Origin of the sequence: Acidiphilium sp. (genome assembly GCF_049977125.1) — a bacterium.
GTDB lineage: Bacteria > Pseudomonadota > Alphaproteobacteria > Acetobacterales > Acetobacteraceae > Acidiphilium.
Map to the genome: position 1 here is coordinate 1 of NZ_JBMFGY010000082.1, position 14,251 is coordinate 14,251.

Genomic DNA, 14,251 nt, shown 5'->3' on the forward strand with positions numbered 1-14,251 from the left:
GACGATCATGGGACAGTATCGAGCAGGATAGCCGCTGTCCTCGTCTGGTCGCCTTGAGCCCTGAGACGCGACAGATCGGCCCGCAGCGCCGGCAGAAATTTCCCGACCGTGGTCGACGCCGCGCCCGGTGACGGATCGATCGGTGCCGAACTCGCAATCGCGAGGATCATGTCGCGGCCATACGGTTTGCCAACCGCCCAGAGCGGACCCGGTGGTTGGCCGAGAACAAGGCGGCTGCCCGCCACCAGGTGCACGCCCGCGCTGGTTGCATTCGGGTACAGCCGATAGGTTGCGCCACGGCTCGTGACGTAATCGACCTCGACATAGCGAGCGAAGATCGGCAGGTGCAAATCGATGACGATTTTCTGACCGGCCGATAGCGTGGTTGCATTACCCGCAAGATGTAATCTCAACCGATCAGCCACAGGCGCAAACATCGGCGCATAAGGCCGCGCCGCCTCCAGCAACCCACAATAGGGTCCGGTGAAAATGCGCAGCGTGGATGTAATCGGCAGCGGCGCCACCGCCTGCGTCACCGCCTGCGCCAGTGTCATACGATCGGCCGCCGCGACGATCCCGCTCAGACTTGCGCCGTTATCGCTTACGCTGCCCTCGACCAGCGCACAACTGATCGGGGCAACCGCCGCAGCGAGCTTCGCGCGCAGCACATCCGCGGCGGGAGGACGCGGCAGGGATGGCGGTGCTGGGTGAACAACCGGTGCAGGAGCGGCCGCGACCGGCTCAGGTTGCGTTTGGTGCACCGATCCACGATGCCAAGCGTAGAAGGCGATGCCAGCGCCAACCACCAGAACGCCGACCATGCCGCCAATCACCGCAAAACGGCGCGATGATCCCGAACTCCCGCTCACCCCGCTGCCCGGCAGCGCCCCTTCACCCCGCACCGAGTCCTGGACCAGCTCCCGGACCGGTTCATGAACGCGATAGGGCGCCTCTTTCGGCGTGATCATCGTGGCATCGGCATCCACGGCGGTTTCACTCGCGCGCAGGGCTGCGGCGAAATCGCGGGCGGTGGCAAAGCGGTCCTCGGGCCGTTTCGCCATCGCCCGCCGCACGACATCATCGAGCGCGGGCGCCACCGAAACCGACAGCAAAGACGGCGCGGGCGGTTCGACGTTCAGCACCTTGTGCATGATGGCGGTGACCGACCCCTCGAACGGCTTTTCCCCGGTCAGCAACTGATACAGCAGAACGCCGGAGGAATAGATGTCGGTCCGGGCATCGATCGTCTGGCCCATAAACTGCTCGGGCGACATGTACGACGGCGTGCCGATCATCGTACCCGCCTGGGTCAGGCTGGAGCTTTCGATCCGCGCCACCCCGAAATCCGCCAGTTTCACCCGTCCGTCCCGCGTGATCATCACATTGGCGGGCTTGATGTCGCGATGGATCACCCCGTTGTCATGGCTATAGGCAATGCCGGAGAGAAGCGATTCCATCATCGTCACGGCGTCAGCCGGGGTGAAGCGTTCGCCCCGGTCGAGCAGGGATTTCAGCGTTTCGCCCTCGACGAACTCCATCACGATATAAGCGAGCGTGTCGGTCTCGCCGTAGTCGTAAACAGCGACGATGTTGGGGTGGGTCAGCCGCCCGGCCGCCTGCGCCTCGCGCTTGAAGCGCAACAGGTCTTCGGCGCCTTCGGCATCATCCACCCGATCGAGCCGCACCGTCTTGATCGCGACGCGCCGGGCAATGATCGGATCGAACCCTTCATAAACCACGCCCATTGCACCGCGGCCGAGGATGCGGCTGATATTGTATTTGCCGAGCGCGGTGACGTCGGGTTCCGCCATCTCAGAACGACTGTTTCGCCTGGCCGACGGCATGATAGGTCGCGAGATTGGGTGCCTGTCGGCCGCCGTCGCCGATCACCACGAACGGCGCCCAGTAGAACGGATCGGCCAGAGTGATCGGCACCCCGGCCGAACCCGCGCTATCGATCAGGGCGAGTTGCGCGCTGCGCAAGCTCGATGCCGCACCACCATCGTCATCGGCGGCGACATGTTCGAGCGTCGTTGCGACCAGATACGAGCTGACCTGATCGTTCACCGCCCATTGCGTCACCATCAACGCCCGCGCGCCAGCAAAAAAGAACGACCGCGCGAGGCCCGACAACGCTTCACCACCCGCCCTGCCATTGCTGCCGCCGGTATTGCACGCCGAAAGAATGACAAGATTGGCGTTGAGATGCAGGTTGGTGATGTCGGATGTGGTCAACATGGCACGCGCGGCCGATTTTGCATCGAGCGGCGCCGAGGTCACGATCGCGGGTTCCTGCGCACAGGGCAATTCTGAAGGGAGCAGCGCATGTGTCGCGAAATGCAGGATGCGGTATTTTCGAAGGTCCGCATGCTCGACATTCGGCACGGTGAACTGCGCACCGAGCAATTCGTCGGACGCCGGAGCGTGGAAAATGGCGCGCGCGGCGGCGAGTTCGAGCTTGGCATAGGGCAGCGCCGGCAGATCGGCGAACAACTGGGCACTCTCACCGCAAGCCGGACCGTGGAAGGTCGCCGCGGCCTGGCTCACCGTTACATGGTGAAAATCACCGAAACCGAACCAGGGCCGGGTCGCGCGCGAATTGCCCTGCACCGCGCGCAACGACACGAAATTGGCCGCCGCCGGAACATAGACCAGTGTCATTTTCCGAATGAGCCACGGCGTCATGCGCAACCCGCCAGGCGACGGCCCGGTCGGCAGCAGCGCGAACGGTAGCGACAGCAGCGGGCCGGATGGCGCCACCACCATCGCCGTGGTCTCAACCAGATCGGATTTGAACGGCGCGATCGTCGCCTGATAGATTGACGACGCATCGGCGACCGCGAAACGGGGCAATCCGGCCTGGGTCGGCTCGACGCTATGACGCACCGCCTCGACCAGCTTGGTCATCGCATCATCGCCGACATCGGTGCGCGCGACCGCAATCCGGCTGTTCTGCAGCAGAAATGACCACGTGTGACCCGGCGAGAGCATGATATCGAGAAACGCCTCGTTGCGCCGCAATCGCCGCAGCACTGCGCTGGCCGGAACCGATTCCTGCACCAGCTGCCCGAAATTGGGTGCGGCGGCCTCCACGGCCTCGTCGGCATCGGTCAAATTGCGGCTGGCAGCGGCAATCTTGGCATCGACCGCTGTGATCGCGTCTTTCGAACCACCCTTGCCATGAGACAAATCGTCGCGCTGGCGATACAACCGTGCGAGGGTCACCACCGCGTCCTGATGGGCGCGAATCGCAGCCGCGATCTTCGGATTTTTGGCGTCGGCGGCAAGGCGTGCGGCGGATTCGGCAATTTCCTGGCTGGTCGTGCTGCCCTGGGCCAGCTCCGCCATCGCAAACATCTCGCCATATAAAGCTTGCGCCTGGGCCGGCTGGCGCTTCGCCTCGCCATCGAGTGCCGTGAGGCAAGGCGCGATCAGCCGCGCCGAGGTGCCGAGCCGCAAGCGATCGAGCAACGTCACACCGGCACGACAGGCCGCCACCGCCTCGTCGGGCTTGCCGGCGCGAACCAGCACCGCCCCCTGCAGCAGGGCGGTATCGGCAACCGGACGCGACCCGGGCAGATCCTGCGCAAAATTACGGGCCGCACTGGCCAATTGAGCCGCGGCCGCGCTGGTTTCGCCGGTTTCATCGTCGATCGTCGCATCGGTGCGATCGAGCCGTGCCTGCAGAATCGGAACGTTGACGCCGTTCGCGGTCGCGATCATCGAGGACAGTCGCAACTTCGCCGCCGCCGCGTGCGGATGGCCCAGATCCGCCAGCACGACGCCGTAATACCGCCAGGTTTCGATCACACCGAGCAGCGCCTGCTGGCTCACGGGGCTGAGCAATGTGGTCTGTGCGGTCAGGATCTGCGCGTTATCGCTGGTCGCCGCGAGGCCAAAATCGCCATCGCTCTGGGTCACCAGCGCATGCGGATGGATGATCGAGGCCGGCAACAATTGCGCATAACCCTGCTCGGCGCGCGCAAGCAACACCAGCGCGCGGCGATAATGCCCCTGGTTGAGCGCACTCAGACCCCGATAATGCAACAGGCGCGGCACCGCCGTGGCATCCGCCGTATGAGGCGCCAGGCGGCGCGCCCGGTCGAACAATGTATCGGCCTGCCGATACCGCCCTTCATCGGACAGGTTGAGCGCGAGATCGATCATCGGCGCAACCGTATTGGGGTCGTTCGGCCCCAGGCTCTTCTGCTGGAGCGCGAGAGCCGCGCGATAGGCGGTGACCGCGGTGGCATAATCCTCGGCCTGATTGGCGTTATTGCCCACCCGCATCAACTGTTCATAAGCACCGACATCCCCCGACGTGAAGGCGACGGCGGCCAGACGATCGGCCAAGAGCCGATCAGAGGTGGCCACCGAAACATCCCGCACCGTGTCGGGCGTGGCGATCCCACTGACCAGCCCGATGGCGCGCTGCATCGCTGGAAAGGCTGGTTGCACCCCATCGGCCAACCACGCGCGGCCATCGATCAATGCGGCCAGCGCCACGTGCGGCCATCCACCAATCCGCTGGGTGCACAGCAGCAACTCGGCGGAATAACGACCCAACACCTTGGTCGATCGCGGTGCCGCGCAGGCGTAGCGTTCCTCCAGCCCGGCACGCCACGACCCCGATGTCGCCAGCGCCCGCAAACCCGCCTTCGTCGTCACCGGACCGGCGACGACGCGCGCGCTCGGGTGGTGCCAGGTGCCGCAATAAACCAGCGCGCCGCGCTTGGTGCGGCTGGCGGTGCAAGCCTCGCCGCTGCTGTTGTTGCCGAGCGCGTATTGCGTCGTGGCAACGCTGTCCCCCGCGGTATCGGACTGATAGGCGGTCGCCGGCGGCTGGGTGCAGCCCGCCAGGACCAGCGCCGCCAAGCCGAATATGACACCAAGACAATGCCGCATCGTCAGTAGTCCTTCGCAGCGACGCCCGGTAGCCGGACATCACGGTCGAAACGTCGTCGCTTTCGCGGGCTGATGTCGAAATCCTGCAACGGATTGGCTTCGGGCAGAGTGAGCACGGGCAACACGGTGCAGTTCACCGATCCAATGATGCAGGCATTGAACCGGTAGTTCACCCCCGGCACCGGCACCACCACGGCATTATGCGCCGCCGCCTGGCCAGACAGATTACCGAGCGTACCGGTGAAATCGGCCTGCCCCGCCTGATTTCCGGCGACCACCAGATAATGCAGCGCCAACTGACCCGTCGCACGACCCCCGCCCAGATTGATCACCAACGTCGTATCGGGTGCCTGCAGACCGGCGAAAATCGCACTGCCGGATGAGGGCAACAGCATGAACACCGTGTTCGGCTGTCCCAATAATCCATCCGCCTGCGCGATCGGGCCGGTATCGATGGTGAACACGCCGGTCTGCACCAATTGCTGCGCACCGCCATTGGCGACGCTGAGCACGGAATCAATCCCGGCACGTGGCTGGACCGAGGCGAGTGGCGTGCCCGGCAGCGCCTGCCCCTCGATGAACAAACCGCCGCCTTCACTTCCGTCGAGCACCAATTGGCCGGTGACGCCGATGCTCACGACCCGCGCAGTGACCGGACCGAGCAGCGACAGATCGGTGGCGTCGTTGAGCAGAAGTTGATGACCCGTATCGTCGAAATGACCGAGTGTCGCGATCCGGTTGGCGCCGATCAGAGCGGCATCGCCATTGAGTGCGCCCTGCGTCTGCACCAGGGCGGCATCGATCGCGCCGCTCTCGCTCACACCGCCACCCGCCAGGGTCAGGCTACCCGGCGTGATCACCGCACCCGCAATCGACATCTGCGGCGCGGTGAGGCTGATCTCGCCTGCCTGCAACGGGCCGGTCACGACCAACGGCACCGTATCGACCAGGCTAAAACCGCCATCCGTGACGGTGAATGCGCCCAGCGTGGCGATCGCGTTGGTTCCGGTCAGATTTGTCGCCAGCCCGCTGCTGCCGGTGAACAGCGCGGGGTCGATCGTGCCGGTCTCCTCGATCGACCCGGCGCTCACGATCGAGACGGTCCCCGGCACCGCGACGTCACCCGGAACCGTCAACCCGGCGACATTCATCGTCACATCCGACGCGGCCAGCGTGCCGGCGATGACCAGCGGTGCGAGATCGGTCAGCAGGAATTCCTGACGCGTCGTGAAATCGCCGAGGACCGCAATGGTATTGGTGCCGCTGAGCGCGACAGTGCCGCCGATCACACCATCTGACATCAATGTGTTCGCCGTGATCGCGCCGGTCTCGGCGATTCCGCCGGCACTGCCGAGCGCCAGCGTACCGCCAACGCCAATGCTGCCCGGCACGGTGAGTGCCGTTGCCGTAATCGTTGCGTTCGTCGCGCTGAACGGCCCGGCGATTGTAAGATCGCCGCCATCCTCGACCACGGCAGCGCCGGTCGCGGTGAAACCATCGATCGCGCTGATCTGATTGGTCCCGGTCAGCGCGATGCGACCGGCGGCACGTGCCTGCAGCGCCGCCACGCTGATTGGTCCAGTCGCGGTTACCGCACCGGTGCTGGTCAGCGCCAGCATCCCCGCGGTGATCGCCCCCGGCACCGTCAGCGCACCGGTCGCGAGCGTTGCGTTACCTGCGGTGAACGGACCGCCGATCGTCAGCGCCGTGGTGTCATCCAGCACCACGCCAAAAGATGCGGCAAAGCCGCCAAGCGTGGCGATGCTGTTGCTCCCGGTGAGCCCGACCGCACCGCCGATCGTGCCGAGACTCGCCAGCGTGGCGACGTTCATGCCACCCGTTTCGCTGATCGCTCCGCTATCGCCCAGCGCCAGGCTGGTCGCGGTGATCGGCCCCGCGATGGTCAGCGCCGTCAAGTCATTGAACAAAAGCGCGCTCGCGACCGAAACCGATCCAAGCGTCACCACGCTGTTCATCCCCGTGAGCGCCATGCCGGCGGCGGACCCGCTCAGCGTGCCGGTGGTGATACTGCCGGTTTCCGTGATGCTGCCCGGCGTGACGAACGTCGCGTTGGTCGCGCTGAACGCCCCAGAAATCGAAAAACCGCTCCGATCAGCGAACGCAACATCGCCGCCAGCAGCGAAATCGCCGATCGCCCCGATGGTATTCGCCGCCCCAAACTGCACCGCACCGCCGATCATTCCCAGGCTCGCCAGCGTTCCGGCCGTGATGTCCCCGGTCGCGGTGATCGCGCCAGGGTCGCCGAATGCCAGCGTGCCGGGCGCATCGAGCGACCCTGCGATCAGTAGCGGCGTGGTGTCGTTCAGCGCGACATCGCCGAGACCGGCGAAATTGCCCAGCGTCGCGATCGTGTTGGCCCCGGTCAGCGAAACCGGCGCGCCGGCGGTGCCGCTCAGCGTGGTCGCGCTGATCACCCCGGCACCACTCAGCGATCCCGCGCTGCTCAGCGACAAATCCCCGGTCACAATACTGCCGGCCAGCCCGATCGCGCCGGCGCTGATAGTCGCGGCTGGCGCCACCACCGACCCCACGATGGCCAGGGGCGCCGAATCATCGATCGTGATCGCCTGGCTGGCCGCGAAATTGCCGAGCGTGGCGATGGTGTTATTGCCGTTCAGGCTAACCGCGCCATTGATCACGCCGATACTGGCCAAAGTGCCGAGCGTCAGGCTGCCCAGTTCACTGCCCAGTTCGCTGCCCAGTTCGCTGATCGCGCCGTCGACCCCCAGGGCGAGTTGCCCGGTCACCGAGACCGCGCCGGCAATCGTCAACGGCACGGTGTCGGCGAGTGCGATACTCCCGGTGGTATCGATACTGCCCAAAGTGCCGATAGTGTTGCTGCCGGTCAGCGCCAGCGTGCCGCCGAGCACGCCGAATCCCGCCAGAGTGGTCGCATCAATGCTGCCGGTCTCGCTGGCGCCGCCGCTTCCCCCAAGCGCAAATGTCGCGGCCGTAACCGGTCCGGCGATGGTCAGCGGCGCATCATCGTTCAGAACGGCCGCTCCGCTGACGCTCAGCGTGCTAAGCGCGGTGATCGCATTGCCGCCGGTGAGTGACAGCGATGCCGCCGACGCCGTGAGCAATCCGGTGGTGAGCGCGCCGACGCCGCCGATGCCGCCCGGCGTGGCAAGGCTGATGCTGCTCGCCGTAACCGGGCCACTCACCGCAAATCCGGTCGTATCGACAAAATCGAGCGCGCCGCTCGCCGTGAAGTCACCGAGCGCCGCGATCGTGTTGCTGGCGGTAAAACTGGCGGTCTCCACACCCGGCCCGAAACTCGTGAGCGTGCCGGCGTTGATCGTTCCGGTCTCGCTGATCGTATGACCCGTGCCACCATCACCGAAACTCAGCGTCTGCGGTGCGTTCAGCGATCCGGCGATCAATAGATCGGTGGTGTCGTTGAATGCGAGGCTACCGCCGCCGACAAAATTCCCCAGCGTGCCGATCGCGTTGGCCCCGGTGAGCGACACCAGCGCCCCCGCAGAACCACTCAACGAGGTCGCGCTGATCACCCCGGTACCGAGGATATCGCCAAGGCTGCTGAGCGAGAGCAATCCGGTCGTGAGACCGGCGTTCACCCCGATCGCAGCGGCGGTGATCGTCGCATTGGCCGCGCTGAACGCGCCATCGAGGGTGAGCGATACCGCATCGCTGACGATCGCATCGCCACTGACACTGACGCTACCGAGCGTATCGATCGTATTCGTGCCGGTCAGCGCCAGTGAACCGGCGGCAATGGCGGACAGGCTGGTCACGGTCAGCGCGCCGGTCTCGGTGATCGGCCCCGTGCTGGTCAGCGCCAATGTGCCGGCATCGATGGTTCCGGGAATCGCCAGCGAACCGGCCGACAGCGCGGCACTGGACGCGCTGAACGGACCCGCGATGCTGAGCGGCGTCGTGTCATCGAGCGCAACCGCCGCCGCCCCGGCAAAACTGCCAAGCACCCCGATGGTGTTCGAGCCTGTGAGAGCGACCCCGCCCGTGATCGACTGATAGCTTTGCAGCGTCGCCGCATCGATGCTGCCGGTCTCGGCGACCACGCCAGCGCCGCCGAGGCCAAGCGTTGCCGCCGTAATCGTCCCGCCGATGGTCAGCGGCGTCGTATCGTTGAAGATCGCCGCGTTGGTCACGCTCAGCGTGCCCAGCGTGGTGATGGCGTTGGTTCCGGTCAGGGACAGGCCCGCCCCCGATCCGGTCAGCGTCGCCGCATCCAGCGCGCCGGTGCCGATGATCGAGCCGTTTGTCGCGGTGAGGGTCAGGCCGCCGCCGCTGGTGATGCTGCCCGGGATCGCGAAATCGCTCGCCGTGAGCGCGATGGTGCCGGCGCTGACCGGTCCGGTCACCGTCAGCGCGCCCACATCGACCAGGCTCAACAACCCGCCGGGATCGCTGAACACGCCCAACGTGCCGATCGAATTGGTGCCTTCAAGCACGGCGGGCCCGTTCGCGGTCCCGGTCAGCGTGGCCGCGGTGATCAGCGATTGCTGGCTGATCGATCCGGTACTGTCGAGATCGAGACGAGCGGCGACCGAAATCGAGCCATCCACCCCGATCGAACGGCCATGCAGCACGATATCGGGGATCGCCAGGCTGAGAGCCGTCGCAACCTGCAGCGGCCCGGACGAGCCATTGCCGATCACCAATGCCGCCGCACTGCTGCCGACGGCTTCGAGCAGGCCGGCGGACAGATCTGTCCCGATCGTGACCCCTGCCCCGCTGGTCAGCGGGGCGAAAGCCACCGTCCCACCGGGCGCGATGATCGTGCCGCCGCCGAGCGCGATCGTATCCGCCGTCAACGACACGCCGGCCCCGCTTGCCACGGCGATCGTCCCACCGATCGTCAGAGGCGTGGTGTCATCCAGCGCCACGCCAAGCGACGCGGCAAAGCCGCCAAGCGTGGCGACGCTGTTGGTTCCGGTGAGCCCGACCGCACCGCCGATCGTGCCGAGACTCGCCAGCGTGGCGACGTTCATGCCACCCGTTTCGCTGATCGCTCCGCTATCGCCCAGCGCCAGGCTGGTCGCGGTGATCGTCCCGCCGATGGTCAGCGGCGTCGTATCGTTGAGCGCAACCGCCGCCATCCCGTCGAAACTGCCGAGCACCTCGATGGTGTTCGAGCCTGTGAGCGCGACCCCGCCCGTGATCGACTGATAGCTTTGCAGCGTCGCCGCATCGATGCTGCCGGTCTCGGCGACCACGCCAGCGCCGCCGAGGCCAAGCGTTGCCGCCGTAATCGTCCCGCCGATGGTCAGCGGCGTCGTATCGTTGAAGATCGCCGCGTTGGTCACGCTCAGCGTGCCCAGCGTGGTGATGGCGTTGGTTCCGGTCAGGGACAGGCCCGCCCCCGATCCGGTCAGCGTCGCCGCATCCAGCGCGCCGGTGCCGATGATCGAGCCGTTTGTCGCGGTGAGGGTCAGGCCGCCGCCGCTGGTGATGCTGCCCGGGATCGCGAAATCGCTCGCCGTGAGCGCGATGGTGCCGGCACTGACCGGTCCGCTCACCGTCAACGAACCCGCATCGACCAGGCTCAACACGCCGCCGGGATCGCTGAACACGCCCAACGTGCCGATCGAATTGGCCGATGCTCGATTGTCCAGCCTGACATCGCCGATGATGCTGCCATCGCCGGTGGTGAGCATCGGGGTCACGATCGATCCGCCGGTCGTCTCGGTCACGCCGCCCGCCGAGCTCAGGGCAAGCTGTGTCCCGGCATTGACGATAGCGCCGATGTCGATACCGCCGGCCGCGGTGTCACGCAGCGTGATCTCCGATGCGGTGATCCCGCCGCCGATGGTGAGTGTGCTACCAGCGTCGACCTCCAGCGACCCGCCGATGCTCACCGAGGCCCCGATCGCCAGCGACGCGGCCGAAGCCAGGGTCAGCGCCGTCGCGCTCGCCATCGAGATCGCCGATTGCACCGAGAGCAGCGAGGATGCGGTCAGTATAACTGTTCCACCCAGAGCATCGAGTTTGGTGGTGTCGATATACGAGGTCGGCGAGGTGTCCGTGCCGATCGTCGTCGTGGTTCCGCCCTTGAGCGTCCCGGCGGTCGCGCCGCCGGTCGGGATGGTGCTGACCACGTCGAGCGTCGCCGGATCGAGCAGAATCGTCCCCGCCGCGCCATGCGTGGCAAACACCGTCTCGGTACCCGATAGCGAGATCACGCCGTCGCTCGAGGTTTCGATCGTGCCGCCCTGCGCGACGCCTTGCGTTGACATCGCACCGTTCTGTACCGTGTTGCGGCGCGACAGCGCGGTGATCACGCCGCCCGCGCCCGATTGCGTCGCTTCCGCACTCACCACCGCGCCGGCCGCGATACTAACGCTTTGCGCCTTCGGCGCGGCCTGATCGCCCGGCCCGGCAACCGCCCGCGCCGCGTCGGTTCCCAATGCGATCACACCACCACCCGCCGCGCCCGACGCATCGATCCGCGCGGTCGCCGCCACCTGCACGGCCCCGGTCGCATCGACCGCGATGGTCCCGCCCGTCGCGCCCGGCTGACCTCCGCGCGCGAGCAGGCTTCCCGCCACCTGCAAATCGCCACCGATCCCCTCGATCGTGATGCCGCCGCGGCTCTGCCCGACGCTATCGGCCTGCACCACCCCGCGCACATCGAGCAATTGCTGAATAATGCCATCCACCGCCCGCGCCGTCAGCGTCACGCTGCCGCCATTCGCGATGATCGTACCCTGATTGGTCACCAGCGCATCGACGACATGACCGCCCAGATCGATTTTCCGCACCGCCTGCGTCACATCGATCGAGACGAGCCCATCGCCCGCGATATCGAGCGTGAACGTCGAGGCGCCCGCCAGGATCACATGGCCCAGCCGCGCGGTGATCGTGCCGCGATTGACCACCTGAGGCGCCACGAACGCGGCCAGCCCGGCCTGCTTCATGGTGATCGTGCCGTCGTTGACGATCCGCGCCCCCGGTTTCGGCGCGCCGTCGAACACCATGTGACCGGCCATGAAATTCCGCGCCGAAATCCCGGCGGTGCTGACCACCAGGCTCTCCGCATTCACCTGCGAGCCCGGCGTGAACACCACGCCGGACTGGTTCATCAGCACGATCTGCCCATTGGCATCGATCCGCCCCGCGATGATCGAGGGGTTGTTCGAAATCACCCGGTTCAGCGCAATCGCCTGGGCGTTCGGCTGATCGAACGTCACCTTCGCATCGGAACCGACGTTGAAACTCTGCCAGTTGATCGCCGCGCGCGCGCTCGATTGCGTGATGGTGACGCTCCCCGGCGCACTGGCAACGCTCGCCTGCCCGCCCACCACCTGCCCGCCCTGCGGCGTGGTCGTCGCCGCCATCGCCGGCGGGTTGGCGTGCGCTGAGCCCGCGACCAGCAAGGCCGCGCTCAAGGCGGTCGAGGCCAGCAACAGCCCGCGGCGGCCGTTACGGCTCTCGATCATCACCATCTGCCCTGCCTTCATCATCGATCCATCAATAGCGCGCCAATACGCCCCAATAAACCGCCGTCCCCGATAAAGCGGCGACGCCGCTCCCCGCCGGCTGCAATTGAGTGACAAACCGGTGTACCCCCTCGATGTCGAATTCGAGTTGAGCCGTCAGACGAAACCGCGCACCGATCCCCGCCGAGGCCAACCGGTAGTTATTCGGCCTCTCGCCGGGTGCGAGTGCGCCGTTCTGCCAGTTTTCACCGTAATCATAGAACCCATAGAACTGGCTGCCGAGGTCGAGCCGCCGGCCGAACGCCGCCAGCGCGATCGGCGTATTCAGCTGAACCTCCGCGCTCGCATAGAGTGCCTTGTCGCCGGTCACCTCACCCGAATAATAGCCTTGGGTGATCCGATTACCGCCAAGGTAGAACTCCTCCGAGGAGGGCAGCACATCCGGCGTGTATTGGCCGCCGAACCCTCCCTGCAAGGCAACGCTCGCGCCGCGCCACAGATCGAACAGGGTCTGGGTGCGCTCCACCGCCGCATCGAGCTTGAAAAAATCAAAATTCTCGCCGATTCGCCCGGCGTTGACCCGGCCATTGGCCGAGGCCCCCAGGATCGACAATCCCTTGGAGAGTTGCAGCGAGGCCGTGGTCAAGCCCACCCGATCGCCGCCCAGCGCATCATCGGTGAACGCCTCGTTCAACGCGAACCGCACCGCCCGCACCGAATCGCTCGACGTCGCCGCCTCACCGCCGCCCAACCCCGAGGCGGTATCGATCAAATTCTGCGTCCCATCGAGGCTGAGCTTGGCATCCAGCGTATTGCCGCGCCGCAGCAGCAGCGGATAGCTGGCATTGAGCCCGAACACTTCGAGATACGACCGATACCCGATCTCGCGCAGCACGCCGCTCGGCTGCGCCCGCCCTGCCCCGGCATAGAACCCAATGCGCAATCCGCTGGCGCCGACATAGAAACTCTCGGCAGCCTGGCCGAAATTATTGGTGCTCCCCGAAGTATGGAACAGCGAAATCTGGGTCTGATCCCCCAGAGCTGTCACGCTGTTGATATCAACCACCGCGAGTCCCTCGGCGGGACCGGTCTCATGAAATCCCCGGTTATCCGCCGTCAGCAGCCCCGATACCGCCTGACGATGCACCTCCGCCACCAACGTCAACGCGCCGGGGGCGGCATCGTTGCGTTCGAGCACGGCATTGACCGAAACGCCCGGAATTTCCTCGGCGAGGAGCAGCCAATGTTCGAGCGAGGCCTCCCGCACCGGTCGCTCATGGGTCAGATGATCCAGAAACGCCAGCACCAGCGAGCCCACCGGCCCGATATCGCGCGAGAGTTTAATGGTAACGATATGCCCCTCGGTAACGATGAACCGCAAATCCCCGGCGGCATTGATTTCGGCCGAAACCGCGGTGAGCACATACCCGTGGTCGCGATAGAGCGACACCAGCCGCAACCGTGCCGCCTCGACGCGCGCCAACGGCACCGAAGGCCCGGTCAATTGCCCGATCGTCCGGTCAAGCACCGCGGCCGGAAACACCGTCGCCCCGATCACCGCAGCCGAGCGCACCGGCACCGCCGCATGCGGCACCGACCCCTCAACCCCCAGAGGCTGAAAATTCGGCAACGACCGCCCCAAATGCGGCGGCGCTTTCGGCAGAATATGCGGCAACGGCGAGGCTTGCGGCACCTGATCAAGCACGGACGGCGACACCGCCGCCTGCCCATAAGCCACCGCCCCGCCCGAAATCCCGAGCGCAATCAGGCACACCCCCCGGCCCAATCCCCCCAACAGCCGCCGTCCCATTCGCCTCGCCGCTCCCGATGTGTTAACAGGGTGATAACGCATTTCGGCTGAAATATGAAGCGGCGTTAACGAGATTGAGAATGTTCGTTTTCAA

At 65.9% G+C, this 14,251-nt stretch carries 4 protein-coding genes; all 4 read right to left on the reverse strand.

The window, feature by feature from the left end:
- Window positions 1–5: 5 nt before the first annotated feature.
- From ACP5E6_RS12310 to ACP5E6_RS12325, 4 genes are read right to left on the reverse strand one after another with little or no spacing between them, the layout of a single operon-like run.
- The gene (locus ACP5E6_RS12310) at window positions 6–1,811 is read right to left on the reverse strand and encodes a protein kinase domain-containing protein (protein WP_427954533.1); all 1,806 of its coding nucleotides are present in this window, start codon (window positions 1,809–1,811) and stop codon (window positions 6–8) included.
- Window position 1,812: 1 nt separating this feature from the next.
- Window positions 1,813–4,905, reverse strand: coding sequence for a CHAT domain-containing protein (locus ACP5E6_RS12315; RefSeq protein WP_427954534.1), 3,093 nt, complete (start codon window positions 4,903–4,905; stop codon window positions 1,813–1,815).
- A 2-nt stretch (window positions 4,906–4,907) separates the two neighbouring features.
- Window positions 4,908–12,368, reverse strand: coding sequence for a filamentous hemagglutinin N-terminal domain-containing protein (locus ACP5E6_RS12320; protein WP_427954535.1), 7,461 nt, complete (start codon window positions 12,366–12,368; stop codon window positions 4,908–4,910).
- Between the two features lie 10 nt (window positions 12,369–12,378).
- A complete protein-coding gene (locus tag ACP5E6_RS12325) occupies window positions 12,379–14,157 on the reverse strand; it encodes a ShlB/FhaC/HecB family hemolysin secretion/activation protein (RefSeq protein ID WP_427954536.1) in 1,779 nt (592 codons plus the stop codon).
- Window positions 14,158–14,251: the final 94 nt, after the last annotated feature.